Source organism: Paenibacillus sp. BK033, assembly GCF_004345425.1.
Classification (GTDB): domain Bacteria; phylum Bacillota; class Bacilli; order Paenibacillales; family Paenibacillaceae; genus Pristimantibacillus.
This window is the reverse complement of the sequence record NZ_SLVP01000010.1, coordinates 134,602-149,232: the sequence shown is the minus strand read 5'-3', so window position 1 is coordinate 149,232 and position 14,631 is coordinate 134,602. Positions and strand designations below refer to the sequence as shown.

17 protein-coding genes are annotated in these 14,631 nt (G+C 52.3%); 5 read left to right on the top strand and 12 right to left on the bottom strand.

Annotation, left to right across the window (positions count from 1 at the left end; all coding sequences use genetic code 11):
* The first annotated feature begins 31 nt into the window (after nucleotides 1-31).
* From ku to ligD, 3 genes are read left to right on the top strand one after another with little or no spacing between them, the layout of a single operon-like run.
* Nucleotides 32-937, top strand: coding sequence for a non-homologous end joining protein Ku (gene ku / locus EV294_RS25580; protein ID WP_132312063.1), 906 nt, complete (start codon nucleotides 32-34; stop codon nucleotides 935-937).
* Complete coding sequence (locus EV294_RS25575) at nucleotides 937-1,887, top strand: ATP-dependent DNA ligase (protein WP_132312061.1); 951 nt, start codon at nucleotides 937-939, stop codon at nucleotides 1,885-1,887. The genes ku and EV294_RS25575 overlap by 1 nt, the downstream gene beginning before the upstream one ends.
* Nucleotides 1,884-2,798: a non-homologous end-joining DNA ligase gene (gene ligD, locus EV294_RS25570; RefSeq protein WP_132312059.1), complete on the top strand. Its 915-nt coding sequence runs from the start codon at nucleotides 1,884-1,886 to the stop codon at nucleotides 2,796-2,798. Before EV294_RS25575 ends, ligD begins: the two co-directional genes overlap by 4 nt.
* Before the next feature lie 8 nt (nucleotides 2,799-2,806).
* Here ligD and cls read toward each other — a convergent pair whose 3' ends face one another.
* From cls to rfbC, 4 genes are all read right to left on the bottom strand, one after another.
* The gene (cls, locus tag EV294_RS25565; protein WP_132312057.1) at nucleotides 2,807-4,243 is read right to left on the bottom strand and encodes a cardiolipin synthase; all 1,437 of its coding nucleotides are present in this window, start codon (nucleotides 4,241-4,243) and stop codon (nucleotides 2,807-2,809) included.
* 122 nt (nucleotides 4,244-4,365) lie between these two features.
* Nucleotides 4,366-5,217: a dTDP-4-dehydrorhamnose reductase gene (gene rfbD / locus EV294_RS25560; protein WP_132312156.1), complete on the bottom strand. Its 852-nt coding sequence runs from the start codon at nucleotides 5,215-5,217 to the stop codon at nucleotides 4,366-4,368.
* Nucleotides 5,218-5,240: 23 nt separating this feature from the next.
* Nucleotides 5,241-6,260 (bottom strand): dTDP-glucose 4,6-dehydratase, encoded by a 1,020-nt coding sequence (gene rfbB / locus EV294_RS25555; RefSeq protein WP_132312055.1) that lies wholly within the window; start codon nucleotides 6,258-6,260, stop codon nucleotides 5,241-5,243.
* A 10-nt stretch (nucleotides 6,261-6,270) separates the two neighbouring features.
* Nucleotides 6,271-6,828 (bottom strand): dTDP-4-dehydrorhamnose 3,5-epimerase, encoded by a 558-nt coding sequence (rfbC, locus tag EV294_RS25550; protein ID WP_132312053.1) that lies wholly within the window; start codon nucleotides 6,826-6,828, stop codon nucleotides 6,271-6,273.
* 188 nt (nucleotides 6,829-7,016) lie between these two features.
* Here rfbC and EV294_RS25545 point away from each other — a divergent pair, with 188 nt between their 5' ends.
* Entirely contained in the window at nucleotides 7,017-7,436 is a 420-nt protein-coding gene (locus EV294_RS25545; RefSeq protein WP_132312051.1) for a bactofilin family protein, read from the top strand.
* A 79-nt stretch (nucleotides 7,437-7,515) separates the two neighbouring features.
* On the opposite strand, the gene EV294_RS25540 is transcribed toward EV294_RS25545, so the two are convergent.
* The 6 genes from EV294_RS25540 to EV294_RS25515 all read right to left on the bottom strand — a co-directional run bounded on the left by EV294_RS25540 (nucleotide 7,516) and on the right by EV294_RS25515 (nucleotide 13,035).
* Nucleotides 7,516-8,319 (bottom strand): ABC transporter permease, encoded by an 804-nt coding sequence (locus tag EV294_RS25540; protein WP_243711797.1) that lies wholly within the window; start codon nucleotides 8,317-8,319, stop codon nucleotides 7,516-7,518.
* The gene (locus EV294_RS25535; RefSeq protein ID WP_132312047.1) at nucleotides 8,303-9,223 is read right to left on the bottom strand and encodes an ABC transporter ATP-binding protein; all 921 of its coding nucleotides are present in this window, start codon (nucleotides 9,221-9,223) and stop codon (nucleotides 8,303-8,305) included. The genes EV294_RS25540 and EV294_RS25535 overlap by 17 nt, the downstream gene beginning before the upstream one ends.
* A 465-nt stretch (nucleotides 9,224-9,688) precedes the next feature.
* On the bottom strand, nucleotides 9,689-10,648 hold the full coding sequence (locus EV294_RS25530; RefSeq protein WP_207918195.1) for an LCP family glycopolymer transferase: 960 nt from the start codon (nucleotides 10,646-10,648) through the stop codon (nucleotides 9,689-9,691).
* 33 nt (nucleotides 10,649-10,681) lie between these two features.
* Complete coding sequence (locus EV294_RS25525; RefSeq protein WP_132312045.1) at nucleotides 10,682-11,890, bottom strand: sugar phosphate nucleotidyltransferase; 1,209 nt, start codon at nucleotides 11,888-11,890, stop codon at nucleotides 10,682-10,684.
* Nucleotides 11,890-12,588, bottom strand: a complete 699-nt coding sequence (locus EV294_RS25520; protein ID WP_132312043.1) for a CpsD/CapB family tyrosine-protein kinase — start codon at nucleotides 12,586-12,588, stop codon at nucleotides 11,890-11,892. Before EV294_RS25520 ends, EV294_RS25525 begins: the two co-directional genes overlap by 1 nt.
* A 21-nt stretch (nucleotides 12,589-12,609) precedes the next feature.
* Nucleotides 12,610-13,035 carry a PilZ domain-containing protein gene (locus tag EV294_RS25515; protein WP_132312041.1) on the bottom strand — a complete coding sequence of 142 codons (426 nt, stop codon included), beginning with the start codon at nucleotides 13,033-13,035 and terminating at the stop codon, nucleotides 12,610-12,612.
* A 279-nt stretch (nucleotides 13,036-13,314) separates the two neighbouring features.
* On the opposite strand from EV294_RS25515, the gene EV294_RS25510 reads away from it, so the two are divergent.
* Nucleotides 13,315-13,683 carry a helix-turn-helix domain-containing protein gene (locus EV294_RS25510; RefSeq protein ID WP_132312039.1) on the top strand — a complete coding sequence of 123 codons (369 nt, stop codon included), beginning with the start codon at nucleotides 13,315-13,317 and terminating at the stop codon, nucleotides 13,681-13,683.
* Between the two features lie 15 nt (nucleotides 13,684-13,698).
* On the opposite strand, the gene EV294_RS30950 is transcribed toward EV294_RS25510, so the two are convergent.
* Nucleotides 13,699-13,824 (bottom strand): hypothetical protein, encoded by a 126-nt coding sequence (locus tag EV294_RS30950; protein ID WP_279513609.1) that lies wholly within the window; start codon nucleotides 13,822-13,824, stop codon nucleotides 13,699-13,701.
* Nucleotides 13,825-14,175: 351 nt separating this feature from the next.
* Complete coding sequence (locus tag EV294_RS25505) at nucleotides 14,176-14,604, bottom strand: DUF2975 domain-containing protein (RefSeq protein WP_481856091.1); 429 nt, start codon at nucleotides 14,602-14,604, stop codon at nucleotides 14,176-14,178.
* Nucleotides 14,605-14,631: the final 27 nt, after the last annotated feature.

Here is a 14,631-nt window from a genome sequence, read left to right as displayed (position 1 = left end):
AATAAATAATCATTTTAGGAGGAGTAACCAGATGCATACGGTGTGGAAAGGCGCAATCAGCTTCGGGCTTGTCCATGTGCCAGTGAAAATGTTTACCGCTACGGAGGATAAGGATATTTCGCTTCGCATGATCCACAAGCCTTGCGGCAGTCCGATCGCCTATGTACGGCGCTGTCCGAATTGCGACGTAGAGGCGGAATGGGACGATATCATTAAAGGCTACGAGTACGAGAAAGGCCGTTATGTGCTGTTCGAGAAGGAAGAGCTGGAGCAGCTGGCCGGGGAAAAGTCTCACACGATTCAAATTCTTGATTTTGTCGCGCTCGAGGAAATCGACCCCGTCTACTTCCAGAAGACGTATTATTTGTCCCCGGATCAGGCCGGAAGCAATGCTTACGGCTTATTGCTTCAGGCGATGTCCGATACCGGCAAGATCGGCGTAGCCAAAGTATCGATCCGTTCGAAAAGCAGCTTAGCCGCTATTCGGGTCATTGATAACTGTCTGGCAATGGAGACGATTTATTATCCGGATGAGATCCGCTCGATCTCCCATGTTCCCGGAATTCCCGAATCGTTTGCCATCAACGATAAAGAACTGACGATGGCCAAGCTTCTGATCGAGCAGCTGTCCACTCCGTTCGAACCGTCCAAATATACCGATGATTACCGGGCCAACATGCTTCAGGCCATCCATAATAAAGTGGCGGGCCAGGAAATACGCGTAGCTCCGCAGCAGGAGCAAACCAACGTGCTTGATCTGATGGCCGCGCTGCAGGCGAGCCTTGACGCGGCCAAGCTGCCTCCGGGCGGAGTGGGTCTCGATACCGGTGCCGGCAAACCTGCGGCCGCAGCTCCTGAAGCCGCCGCGGACAAACCGGTTGTAAAGCCGCGCAAACCTAGAACCAAGAAGCCTAAAGCAGAGGAGACCGTCTCTTAATGACGGTCTTTACGCTTCCTGCCGAGCCGATGATTCCTGTCGCGGATGACCGTATCCCTAAGGAGTCCGGCTGGATCTATCAGATCAAATGGGATGGCGTCCGAATCGTCGCGACGGTTCATGAGGATGGAAGAATAGACCTGTTCTCGCGCAAGCTGCTGAACAAAAATGCCGTTTACCCGGAAATCCGCCGGACATTGCAGGAGCAGGCGGAAGCGCTTGGTCCCTGCATGCTGGACGGCGAGATCGTCTATTACGATGGCGAACGCCCGAATTTTCAAATGGTGCTTAGCCGTGAGCGCAGCTTCGGCGGGGACCTCTCTTCTTCCTCAAGCAAAGGGAAGGTGCTGTATGTTCTCTTCGACCTGCTGCAGGACGGCGAGGAGGACCTGCGCCCGCTTCCCTATGCGGAGCGGCATAAACGGCTGGTTGCCAAGCTGGAGCCCGTCCAGTCCGACCGGCTTCTCATAACCGATCTCTATACGGATGCGGATGCTTTATGGAAATGGGTCGATGAGCATCAGTGGGAAGGAATCGTCAGCAAGAGGCTTGATAGTCCTTATAAGGAAGGCAAAGCCCATCGCGATTGGCTGAAAAAGAAAAGGGCGCTCCTGCTTGACGTCGGCATCGTAGGCGTAAAGCGCCGAGACGGCCGCGCAGCCAGCCTGATCATGTCCGATCAGGGCCGTTTTATCGGCAGCGTCTCGCTTGGTCTTGACGAAGCGATGCGGGAAGCGCTAGGTCAAACGCTGCAGCTGCGGAGAAGCGACGCTCCCTCGTGGCCGATGCCTTTTCCGGCTTTGCCGGCGGAGCTTAAGGGCGAGAGCATCGTTTGGCTGCCCTCCCCGCTTCCTTGCCGGGTTACCGGACTCGAGCTGACATCCGCCGGATTATTAAGACATCCCAAGCTTGTATCCTTTGGCCTAAAACCATTAGGAGGACACTCATGAACAAGACAAGCTCATCCGCCAAGCGGCCCGCAACCGTTACGGTGGAAGGACAGGAAATCACCGTCACCAATCCGGAAAAACCGCTTTGGCCCGAGCACGGGATTACCAAGCTGATGTATTTGGAGAAGCTTGCCATGCTGTCGCCTTTTTTGCTCAAGCATTGCAAAGACCGTTACTTGACGACCATCCGCTATCCCCATGGTTACTCGGGCAAATCGTTTTATCAGAAAAACTGTCCCGAACCAAAGCCGGATTTTGTCCGTATCGCAGCAAGCGAAGGGATCTCGTACGTGCATCTCGATAATCTTCCGACTCTGCTATGGCTTGGCAACCTGGCCTGCCTGGAGTTCCATGCTTCGTTCGACCGGATCAGCAATCCGGACTATCCGACCGAATGGATTCTGGATCTTGATCCTTCCCGCGAGGAGGAACCGCGCATCATCGAAGCCGCCGCGCTTGTCGGAAAGCTGCTGGGATCGCTGAACATCCGCTCCGTTCCCAAAACCTCGGGCGCAACGGGCGTCCAGATTGTCGTGCCGCTGCAGCAGAAATACACCTTCGATGAATTGAGAGGCTTGGGCCAGTTTGTCGGAGATTATTTGTCCAGCGCCTACCCGCAGCTGTTCACCGTGGAGCGGTTGACCAAAAACCGCGGCGATCTGATTTATGTCGATTACCTTCAGCATTACAAGGGCAAAACCATCTCAGCCCCCTATACGCCAAGAGCGCGCTATGGCGCTCCCGTCTCGACGCCGCTCAAGTGGGAAGAAGTATACGCCGGGGGCATTAAGCCGGCTGACTTCCATCTTCTGAACATCGGGGAGCGTTTGCAGCGTTACGGCGATTTGATCGATCTGGAGAAGCCGCAGGATTTGAGCCACGTCCTCAGCTTTATTCAAGCAAAAAAATAAGCCGCCCCTCACAAGAGCGGCGACAACAGTCTGGCAGCGGCCTCCGCTGCCTTTTCCTTTTTCCTTCTTTGCCGGAAGCTTTCCAGCTCCAGCTCGCGGCTGTCAAGCAGATCCTGCTCGTAATCCCGCCTCAAACGCTTGACCGTTTCCGCGTCGAGCAACACCGCATTTTGCTCGAAATTGCTGTGGAAGCTTCTCATGTCCATATTGGCCGTTCCCACTATCGCAAGCAGATCATCCACGACCATCACTTTCGCGTGAATGAAGCCTTTCTGGTAACGGTACACCCGGACTCCTGCTTCCAGCATCCGTTCCACGAACGACAAGGTCGCCCATAGAACGAACCGCGTGTCCGGCACGCCCGGGATAATCAGCCTCACATCTACCCCGCTTTTCGCGGCACTCCCGAGTACGGCCAGCAGGCTCTCATCCGGAATAAAATAAGGCGTTGAAATATAGACGCTTGTACGGGCCGCTTTCACGGCGGCGAACGCCGTCTCCAGGATCGGCTCCCCGTTCCGGTCAGGACCGCTGGAAACAATCATTACCGGCTCTTGCTTGGCTTCATCCGGATCATGCTCGGGCATGTAACCGGCATTCACCGGCAGACGCTCCTTGGCGGCAAGCTCCCAATCCTTCATAAACAGCTCCTGCAGAAAATAAACCGCGTCCCCTTCCAGCCGAAGCTGCGTATCCCGCCAGAAGCCCAGCTTCTTGTCCTTGCCCAGATACTCGTCTCCGATATTAATGCCGCCTACAAATCCGACTTTCCCGTCAATCACGGCAATCTTGCTGTGATTGCGGCTGTTCAGGAGCCGATTGAGCAAGGCGGTCCCCGGCGGGGAAAAACAGCTTGCCTGCACGCCAGAACGCTTCAGCTCCCGGACATACCGCTTGCTTAGTTTGACGCTTCCAATCCCGTCATACAATACGCGAACCTCAACGCCCGCCTGGGCTTTGGCGGTCAGGATCTTCAAAAATTCACGGCCAATCCCGTCATCGCGGATCGTGTAATAGTCCAGGTGAATATGATGTCTGGCCTGGTTCATTTCTTCCAATATGGAGGCAAACGTCTCCCTCCCGTTCGTCAGCACCTTCACCTGGTTGCCTAACGTAACCGGTCTGCCGGAAGATACGCGCAGGACCCGAAGCAGCTGTTCCCGCTCCAGCAGGCCTGCTTGCCCCAGCTCGCCCGGACCGTCGGCGCAAACGGACAACCGCTCGGCAGCCTGTTCGTATTCTCTCGAGACGGCCTGTCCTTTCTTAACGCGTCTCGAGCGGCCAATCATCCAATATCCCGCAAAACCAAGAACAGGAACGGCCAGCGCAATGACAATCCAAGCGGCCGCCTTGGCCGGAAGACGCCTTTCGATCCATACAATGACAGCAGATTGAGCGCTATACAGGAGTAAAAATAGGATTATTCCGATATACCAACCGATCATCCTCTCACCCCGCTGCTAAAATTCCCATTCATTTAGTTTGGTCGACCCGCCTTAAGCGTATACTAGAAGAACGCAAAAACCGCCTGTCTGCCCGGTGATTCCGGCAGACAGGCAGTTACCCCTCAATACGATGATTGGACATTGGATAAATAACGGCGGAGCGCTTCCCGCCAAGGCGGGAGCGGCTTAAAGCCATTGCTGCGAATCGCGCCATGATCCATGACCGAATAATGCGGGCGGGGAGCCGGCCGGGGAAACTCCTCCGTCGCGCAAGGCTCGATCCGGGTGCTGCTGCCGCTCTCCTCCATAATCGCCTGCGCAAACTCGTACCAGGAGCAGAATCCGCTGCCGGAGGCATGATAAATTCCGTAATAATCGGTGCTGACCAGCTCCAGCAGGAAGACGGCCAAGTCCCTGGTGTAGGTCGGCGAGCCCCACTGATCCGCCACAACCTTAAGCTGTTCCCGCTCCGAAGCAAGCTTGAGCATGGTTTTTACGAAGTTATTGCCATGAGCCCCAAATACCCAGGAGGTTCTGACGATATAATAACGGTCATGCAGGCTCGACACGGCCTGCTCGCCGGCCAGCTTGGACTGCCCGTACACCGTCCGGGGATTGGTCCGGTCATGCTCCTTATACGGAACCGTGCCCGTTCCGTCAAACACGTAATCGGTGCTCACCGCGCACAGCTTGGCGCCGATCTCCCTTGCTGCAACCGCTATATTACGCGTACCGGCAGCGTTAATGCGGAAGGCTTCATCGGGCTCCGCTTCCGCTTTGTCCACCGCGGTATAGGCCGCGCAGTGAATAACGGCATCCGGACGAAGCCTTGCCATTACGCTTCGGCATTGCTTCAGGTCCGTAATGTCGAGCTCCAAGCGGCTAAGCCCAATAATCTCGAACCGGCCTCCGGTGTCCAGCATCGCGAGCTCGCGTCCCAGCTGTCCGTTTGCTCCCGTGACGGCTACCTTCAGCCTTCTATTCTCCTCCGTTCCGGTCATTCGGACTCCAGCCTTTTCGCATACTGCGTATCGTAATAGCGCATGTAAGCGCCGGATACAACCTTCTCCAGCCATTCTTCGTTGCGAAGATACCAGGCAATCGTAGAGGCAATGCCTTTCTCGAAGCTGTGCTCCGGTGTCCATCCCAGCTCGGTTTTGATTTTATTCGCGTCAATCGCGTAACGCCGGTCATGGCCCGGACGGTCCTGCACATGGCGGATCAGCGAAGCCGGCTTGCCCAGCTCTTGCAGAATGGTCTGCACGACTTGAAGATTGGTTCGTTCATTGCTGCCGCCAACGTTGTACACCTCCCCGATCCGGCCCCGATGAAGCACCAGATCGATCGCTTTGCAATGATCCTCGACATACAGCCAGTCTCTGATCTGAAGACCGTCGCCGTAAACCGGCAGCGGCTTATCCTGCAGCGCGTTCAGGATCATCAGCGGAATTAGCTTTTCCGGGAACTGATACGGTCCATAGTTATTCGAACAACGCGTAATGACAGCCTGCAGGCCGTAGGTCTCGTGATAAGCGCGGACAAGCAGATCGGCCCCGGCTTTGCTTGCCGAATACGGACTGTTCGGCGCAAGCGGCGTGCTTTCCGTAAACAGTCCCTCTGCCCCAAGCGTACCGTATACCTCGTCCGTCGACACCTGCACGTATCTCTGCACTCGAAAAGTCTTGGACAAATCAAGCAGCGTCTGCGTCCCGACGATATTCGTATGCACAAACAGTCCCGGCTGCAAAATACTGCGGTCCACATGGGATTCCGCGGCAAAGTTAATGACCGCGTCAATACCCGATTCAAACAGCGGGGTAAGCGCCGCCTGATCGGCAATATCCGCTTTGACGAACGTATAGTTCGGATGCTTCTCCACCTGCCGCAGATTTTCCGGGTTGCCCGCATACGTTAAGGCATCGACGTTAATAATCTCGTAATCGGGATAACGGCTCAGCATATAATGAACGAAGTTGCTCCCGATAAACCCCGCTCCGCCCGTAATTAACAGTTTCATTGCGGAATGCTCACCCCTCATAGACAAAATTGATTTCCGCCTGGGCAAGCACGGGATGCTTAGCGTCTTTGTCCGACAGAATCGGTTTCGATACCGGCCAGTCAATGCCAAGCGCAGGATCGTTCCAGGCAATCCCCCTGTCATGCTCCGCGGCGTACAAGGCGTCCACCTTATACTGCACCTCGCAGTTTGGCACCAGCGTGCAGAAGCCGTGGGCGAAGCCTTGCGGAACTAACAGCTGTCTCTTATTGGCCGCGCTCAGAATAAAGCCCTGCCATTGCCCAAAGGTTGGCGAGCCGCGGCGTATGTCCACAACGACATCGTAGATCGCCCCCGCCGTAACCCGGACCAGCTTGGTCTGCGCTTTCGGCTGAAGCTGATAATGCAGGCCGCGGAGAACCCCCGCTTCGACCGACAACGAATGATTATCCTGAACGAAAGCATGCAGGATGCCATTCTCTCGTGCCGTCTTCTCGTTATAGCTTTCGGTAAAAAATCCTCTGTGATCGCCGTATACAGGCGGCTCCAGCAGCTTCACTCCCGGCAGCCTTGTTTCCATTACGTTCATGCCTCACCATCCTGTTCAATCAGAACTCTGGCACTATCATTATATTCGACAAACTCGTACTGACCCGTAGGTATACGCCACTTTTCTCCTATCGCCGAAAGATAATTCTGGCATGTTTCGAGCTTTGCGAGAATAAAAGTCAATAGAACGTCAAATCCGGCCGAGCGGAAGGAGGATCAACCCATCCCATGTTCAAGGATAACAAGCGTGTTTCGGCGACCGATACGTTGATTGGTCTCGGAACGCATATCGAGGGCAAGCTGGTCTGCGAGGCGAACCTCCGCATTGAAGGAGAACATAGCGGAGACATTGAATGTCTGGGGGATGTCATTATCGGAGAAAACGGTATGGCACGCTCGAACATAACCGCCAGGGACATTACGATTGCGGGCAAGGTATACGGCGAGGTAACCGCCAAAGGAAGGCTGACCATTACCGCAACCGGGCAGCTGACCGGCAGCTTATCCGCTCAAGGCATTATTGTACAGGACGGCGGCATGCTGAACGGTACCTGCCACATGGAGCGCCAAACCGAGCGTACCCGCCCGTTGTCCGAGCCAGCCAAAGAACAAAGCCGCGAGAAGGAAAAAGCCCGCCAGGCCGTCTGATCGGACCTATACGGCCGGTCACGAAAAACTCCCATTCTGCTCTTCCGGAAGGAAGAACCGAATGGGAGTTTTTTCGCTATTAAGCCGCTACGTCCCTCTTCTTGAAGACATACCAGGCCAGAGCGACAAAGATGGCGTAATAGACGGCCAGGACGGCGATGGAAAAGCCCATCGTTGAACCGTCGCGCAATGGCGTATCGTTCAAATATTGCGTAAGGTCAAGGTGGATGAACAGAATGTAATCCGCCCATTTATACTTGAGCGCTGCCAGCAATGGCGTAAAGGAATTAACCCCCAAAATCAGGAACAGCGACAAGCCGATAGCGAGCGCGCCGCTGCGGGACACGGTCGCCAGCATAAAGGCAAGCGTTGTTGTGACGATCAGCGACACGTACTTCAGCAGGGCGTATTTAATCAAATAAGCCGCCATGGATCCCGACACAAGCGGGGAAATGATATCGGTTGCCGTATTATCGCCGGCATCGAACAGAATCAAATTCAGCACGATGGCAAACAGCAGCATAACGATAACCATGCCTAGCGCATACAGGAGAACGGCAATGTATTTGGACAGCAGAATTTTGGACCTTGTCCACGGACGAATCAGCAGCAGCTTGATTGTGCCGCTCGTAAACTCGTCGGCTACGCCCGAGGAAGCGATTATGATCGTAAATACGGTAATCAGCGTATACGAGATCATCACTTCCGTCATAATCATGCTCCATGCGGAGGTTGTATGATTCTGATCCACGAAATAACCGATAATCGATATTGCCGCGATTAACGCAAGCAAGATGCCCAGCATGACATACGTCCGAGGGCGGCGGTAAATTTTCATGTTCTCATTCTGAACCAGCTTGAAAAAATTAAACAATGCGCTCACCCCCCGTTACTTCAAGGAATTGATCCTCAAGCGACTTGGTTTGGACGCGGATGCCGTACACCTTGATGCCTGCGGCGACCAATCGGGCGTTAAAATCCGCCGCGAACTCGCGATTCGCTTCAATAATAAGGCTGTCGCCTTCCCTGAACGCAGCTTTGCCAAGCCCCGCCGCAACTTCGGATGCTTCCGCAGGCTTGTCTACTTCAAAGAGCATATTCACATTGCTAGCGGCATCCAGACCTCCCTGGTGGATAGTCCGCACATCGATCAGCTTGCCGCTTTGAATAATCGCAACCCGGTCGCACATCAGCTCCATCTCGGAGAGAAGGTGACTGGAGACGAATACGGCGATGCCTTCTTCCTTGGACAGCTGGCGGAGGTAATCGCGAAGCTCGCGGATACCGGCCGGATCCAATCCGTTGGTTGGCTCGTCAAGGATAAGCAGCTTAGGACGGTGCAGAATCGCTTGAGCGACCCCCAGTCTTTGGCGCATCCCGAGAGAATAAGTTTTCACCTTGTCATGAATGCGGGATTCCAGCCCAACAAGGGTAATGACCTCCTGAATCCTTTCGGGCGTCACACCCTCGATCATCCGCGCGAAATGGATAAGATTCTGATAACCCGTCAAATACTTGTACATTTCCGGATTCTCGACAATCGCTCCCACATTCCGAATAGCCTGTTGATACTGGGTCCGGATGCTGTAGCCGCCGATTTTGATTTCGCCCGCGGTCATGGCCATGAGGCCGACCATCATGCGGATCGTGGTCGTTTTGCCGGAGCCGTTGGGCCCAAGAAAACCAAACACTTCGCCTAAAGGCAGATCCAGCGTCAGATTGTCTATAATCGTCTTCTGCCCGATTCGCTTCGTCACTTGCTGCAGCTGTACGATCGGTTGCTCCATGATACCCTCCCTTTGAATGAATCATCGCTTGATGAATCATTGCTTGATTTTCCAAAATCTAGTTCTATGTATCGTCCGTCTATTATAGCGAATTAGAAGGGGGAGGGAAAGTGAACAGCCTATTAAGACTTTATTTAGAGGACGGCGCAGCCGTTTGCGCTTAGACCCGTGAACAATCCGAGCAGCAGCCTAACGGTAGGACAACACGGAAAAAGCCGGTCCGAAAAAGCGCTTTTGCATCATGCACCTTTACCATTTTTCCGCAGCCCACGCAATAAAAGCATTCTTCCAATTGCATCATCATTACTCCCCCGCTCACAATACTATTTGTATCAATATCGAATAGTTGTTACAATTCGTATCTTTACTTTATTGGATTTAGCGAAAGTTGTCAATACTTGTATGCAATTTGTCGCCTTTTAACGTGTAAGCGTTTACAGTTCGGCTGCAAAAAACAGCGTCCTGTTAAGACGCCGTCTGATTGGTATCCATTTGTTCTTTTAGCAGCTCGTGAATCCGCTCTTTCTCTTCCTTGCTTACAAGCATGTACCAGACTTTATTGATCATGCTTCCCGAACCGTTAATCTCAACGGTATCGATACTGCCGAGGTCTTCCCGGTAATCGGTCATAAAGGTCTTCATCTCGTCAAACGTAATGTTTGTTTTGACGCTGCTCCCCAGCTCTTTCAGTATCTTTTGAATCTGAGTAATATTGGAGAACTGAAGCGAGCTCTTCATGACCTCCGTCAGAATCTCCCGCTGTCTGGCATTCCGGCCAAGATCCCCTCTTGGATCGTCGTAACGCATTCTGGAATATTTGAGCGCAAGCTCGCCATTCAGCTTAAGCGTGCCTTTATCGAATTGGTGATCCTCATAATAGAAGGCAAACGGATTGTTTACCTCGACGCCGCCGAGAATGTCAATCAGATGGGCGAAGCCTTCCATGTTGATCCGGATGTAATAATCGATGGGATAATCCAGAAAATGCTCGACCGTGTTTTTCGCCATCGATACGCCGCCAAAGGCATACGCATGATTGATTTTGTCCGTTGTGCCGTGACCGATGATTTCGGTTCTTGTATCGCGAGGTATGTTGAACATGAGGATGGATTTCTTCTCCGGATTAACCGCAAGCACAATTAAAGTATCGGAGCGTCCTTTATCGTTCTCCCGCTCGTCAACGCCCATAACCAATACCGTAAAAGGATGCCGCTTCTCGATTAAAGCCTGAGCCGCCTGCTGCGGTTTGACCGTTACCTCCGGATCCTTGCTTACGTATACCGTGGGCTTTATCGGCTCATAGATTTTGCCCGCCGTCTCTTTCACCGAACCGTACAGATGCCAGGCATAGCCGGCCGTCCCGACAGCAAGGATAACTAATCCCGCCCCAATGCCGATTAGCGCTCTTCTCCAGCCCCGTCTCACCCTTTTCTTCCCCCTTCTTCATGACCGCTGCACCTAGATGGCCGTGCTGACTTCCTCCCCGAAATCTCCGAGCACAATCCGGTCATCTTCGGTTAGATCCGTTCCGATATGCGCTTCCAGAAGCGTCAGTCCGGATCCGGCCACAACGGTATGCCGCTCTCCCGGCAGAAGCTCGACGACTTCGCCTGTCTTAATGATGCTTCTCTTCTCATTGCGGATCAGCTCTCCGGCACCGGCCAGCACTGTCCAGACGATTTTCCGCCGAAGATAAAAGGCATAGCTTAGAAACCCGCCTTCCACCACTTCGAGCTTTCTCGTGATGGCTTGCTGCCCTTCCTCGCTGGACATGCAGCTTATCACGATTGCCTTCCCCCACCTGCCTGCCTCATAACCGGGGACCAGCGGTTGTTGCTCCGCGCTTAGGTTCCGTACCTGTTCATCAGGAATAGAGGCTGTTTGATCGGCAATGAGAATGCCCGCGGAAGAAACCGCCACCGTAATATTGCTCAGCCCCATCATAATTACGGGAGCTGCCGAATCATTATAAATAGAAGCGTTTTCCGGGAACGCGGCAGAAAGAGCACTCCAGCTGTCAATGCGGCAGAAGGGCTGCTCCGGCATCCGGAAGGTGGGGCTTCTTTCAAATAATCGGGTCATTCCGTTTTCCAGCCGGCTATGAAGCTCCCCGTAATGACGGAACAGCTGCTCATACCGGACGGGAAGACCTTCTTCCGTCAAAGCGGAAATTACGCTTTCCAACCGGAAGACGATAATGCCGCTCTCATCGCTTGTCAACGCACGATCTAATTGATGTCTGCGAAGCTGTTCCGGCAGCTCCTTCAGCGTTTCAAGCCAGTCTTCTTCCTCCACATACAAGTCCGCCGGCAACACGGCAACCGTCTCGTGGAGAGGAATGGAAGCAACCGAATAAAGATAGGAAGCAGCAAGGGCAACCACGGGATAACGGCCTTTCGCTTCCGGCTCCTGAATCACGTTCAGATTGATGGAGAGCTGGTCGCGCAGGATATCCGTCTGATTGCGGCTGATCGCGATAAACGCATCCTGCTGCAGACCAACCTGGTCCAGCTGCCGCCACAGCCTGTTCAGCAAAGACTCTCTTTCACCATTCGGTCCAGACAGCAGGGGCAGAAGCTGCTTTGCGCGCTTCGCATGAGAAAGCGGCCACATCCGTCTGCCTTGACCGCCGGCTAATAATACGAGTCTTACTTGCTGCTCTCCCATTACATCCTCCCGTTAGTTCCGTAATAGGTGTAATACAACTGTTCCTTGCTTTTCTTTTTCTTATTGTTGAGCACGACTCCGAGCAGCTTCGCTTTTACATGCTCAAGACTGGCGTACAACTTTTTCGCTTGCTGGCGCTTGGTCATTCCAACGCTGATGACGGCAACTACGCCGTCGCACTTGGAAGCAAGCACAAGACCGTCGGTAACAACCAGAGATGGCGGAGCGTCAAACAGGATCATATCGTAATGGGCGGACAGCTCCTCGATAAGCTGATTCATTTTTTTGGAGCCCAGCATTTCCGACGGGTTAGGCGGAGTAGGTCCGGAGCCGATAAAAAACAAATTATCTACCGAGGTGGAATGCACCGCATCCTGCCAATCCATCTGATTTGCCAGAACATTCGTCAATCCGGACTGATTGGACAGCATAAATACCGTATGAAGGGTAGGCCGTCTCAAATCCGCATCAACCAAAAGAACACGTTTGCCTTCTTGCGAGAATGCAACCGCAAGGTTCGCAATCGTTGTTGTTTTGCCGTCGCCGGACTGACAGGACGTTACCATCAACGTCTTCACAGGTACATCTATTGAAGAAAATTGAATATTCGTGCGTAAAGAACGGTACGCTTCGGCAATAGGGGAATCGGGATTGCTCGTCGTGATCAGCTTGCTATTTTCCAATACGGATTGTTGCACGGGTTTACCACCTGCCAGCTATTATTGAATTGCCTTATAACTTAATGCCCGATATAATGCATGAATCTTGTACTGCCGCGGGCTTTGACGCAGAAGCTCCTGATTCAGCATGCGGACCAACACGGCCCGTAGCCTGCCCGGAGGATGAAAGATGATGCCGTATTCATATTGGTTCTCCCTCGCGTTGCGCCAAACGACATGGCCGCGAAGATTGATCGCCACGCCGGAGATTTTCATCTGGAAATCCAGCATGTAGCCTTTATGCACAGGAAAGCGCAGTCCCGACAAAAAGCACAGTCCATGACGGCTGATGTTCAGAATCAACACCGGACATGTCGAAGCCGTAAGCAGAAGGCCCTGCTCATCCAGCAGACCGGCCATGGCGGTTATCCCTTCATTCAGGTGAATACGAATATTAGACCGTGGTATAAACGGGTCGGCACCCATAGCGGAAGCATCTCCTTACCAGATTTTCACCCGCGAGACCTAAACTTTCGGTTACGCTGGCAGAGAGGAATAAAGGCGGCGAGACGTGTGAATACTGAGGATTGATGATACAATACGTATCTAGCATTTCCTTCACTTTACGATACGATTTGTAACATGTCAAGTGGAAATAAAGATAACGTGGATATTTTGCGACGTTTTGTTGCAACAAATGAAATTTTAACTTCTACGTATTAATATAGGTGTAGCGGAAGTCAGTCATTTTAGGAGGATATAAGGATGAATATAGGAAACCGAATTGCTGGCTTGAGGGAAGAAAGAAAATGGACACAGGAGCAAACCGCCTCAAAGCTCGGCATATCAAGGGCTGCATTATCTCATTACGAGAAAAACCGCAGAGAGCCTGATACGGAGACCTTGGCGAAGTTTGCTGACCTGTATCAAGTTACCATAGATTATTTGGTAGGAAGAACGACGAATACACAGGCGGCGTTAAGCGAAGATATTCGTAGCTTTGTCGATCATCTGGAGCTATCCGACGAAGAGCTGCTGGAGAAGTATAATTTAAGCGTGGACGGTCGTAAGCTTACGGCTGAAGAGACGAAACGATTTATTGCATTCGTTCGCGCGGAACGAATGATGAATTAGAATCGGGATAATTTGTTAGGGTTGGATAAGATCCGCTGGCCATTTTTCCGGCGGAATATTGAGTTGAATTAATATCTCCCTAATATTTAGCTCCGTACGTGTATCTTCGGTGCTTGCTACTTGCATTTCTGCATCTCTCATTTTATCCGACTCCCTACTTCTAATAAAGTAAAACAATAACGTTATTATACCTAACAGTACGACTGGAATATGTCGGAAAGTGTGGTAAGATTAGTTCTTTTTTTGTCGAAAATAGGAATATCGGCCCATTTTTTCGTAAAATTCCAGCTTCGGTTTCTTGGAAGCCTTTGTAAGATCCAATAATAAATGGTTAGAAATAGGTTAGAGACAGATAGCGGGCTCCTAACCTTTTTTTCATAGATAGGTATTCTTGGGCGCTTGTTTCCTACTGCTTTCATCCTATGCAAGTCCAAAACATAAAATAACCGTCTCCGTGGAGACGGTTATTTTATGTTGGGCGATGCCCTGAGATTAAACGGTGAGTTCATTCTCCGACTTGAGTTGTATGGCATTTCGCAGCAAACGCTCGAGCAATGCGCCAAACCCGGCGATTACGAATGAAGCAAAAGCTGCAGCCAACCCTATTAGGATAATACCCGGCGCGTCCTCTTGCCTGGCCATGATAAATACGAACGGCATCATAGCCGACAATAGAATCCCCATGCATACACCGCAATACTTAATCTTCTTTAAGGCCCGTAAGGACAGCTCCGAAAACGCAGTGTTGTTATCGATATATCCAAGCAGCTTCATGGCCGTATCTAAAGCAATAAAATACGGGATCATAGCAGCGAAAAAGCCGATATCCGATGGATGCATCCTGCCTGGAAATTGGTTTGGATTATCCCGGATTAAAGCAATTACCGCAAATACGCATACCGCGATCGCAGGTATTGCCATTAATAACACAGCCATCTTTAGAAAAAA

Excerpts from the sequence above, each read along its gene's own strand:
- EV294_RS30950 (WP_279513609.1), bottom strand. The coding sequence starts at position 13,824 with ATGAGAGATGCAGAAATGCAAGTAGCAAGCACCGAAGATACACGTACG.
- EV294_RS25575 (WP_132312061.1), top strand. The coding sequence starts at position 937 with ATGACGGTCTTTACGCTTCCTGCCGAGCCGATGATTCCTGTCGCGGAT.
- ku (WP_132312063.1), top strand. The coding sequence starts at position 32 with ATGCATACGGTGTGGAAAGGCGCAATCAGCTTCGGGCTTGTCCATGTG.
- EV294_RS25525 (WP_132312045.1), bottom strand. The coding sequence starts at position 11,890 with ATGGGAGAGCAGCAAGTAAGACTCGTATTATTAGCCGGCGGTCAAGGC.
- EV294_RS25510 (WP_132312039.1), top strand. The coding sequence starts at position 13,315 with ATGAATATAGGAAACCGAATTGCTGGCTTGAGGGAAGAAAGAAAATGG.
- EV294_RS25545 (WP_132312051.1), top strand. The coding sequence starts at position 7,017 with ATGTTCAAGGATAACAAGCGTGTTTCGGCGACCGATACGTTGATTGGT.
- ligD (WP_132312059.1), top strand. The coding sequence starts at position 1,884 with ATGAACAAGACAAGCTCATCCGCCAAGCGGCCCGCAACCGTTACGGTG.
- EV294_RS25535 (WP_132312047.1), bottom strand. The coding sequence starts at position 9,223 with ATGGAGCAACCGATCGTACAGCTGCAGCAAGTGACGAAGCGAATCGGG.
- rfbB (WP_132312055.1), bottom strand. The coding sequence starts at position 6,260 with ATGAAACTGTTAATTACGGGCGGAGCGGGGTTTATCGGGAGCAACTTC.
- cls (WP_132312057.1), bottom strand. The coding sequence starts at position 4,243 with ATGATCGGTTGGTATATCGGAATAATCCTATTTTTACTCCTGTATAGC.
- EV294_RS25505 (WP_481856091.1), bottom strand. The coding sequence starts at position 14,604 with ATGGCAATACCTGCGATCGCGGTATGCGTATTTGCGGTAATTGCTTTA.
- rfbC (WP_132312053.1), bottom strand. The coding sequence starts at position 6,828 with ATGAACGTAATGGAAACAAGGCTGCCGGGAGTGAAGCTGCTGGAGCCG.
- EV294_RS25515 (WP_132312041.1), bottom strand. The coding sequence starts at position 13,035 with ATGGGTGCCGACCCGTTTATACCACGGTCTAATATTCGTATTCACCTG.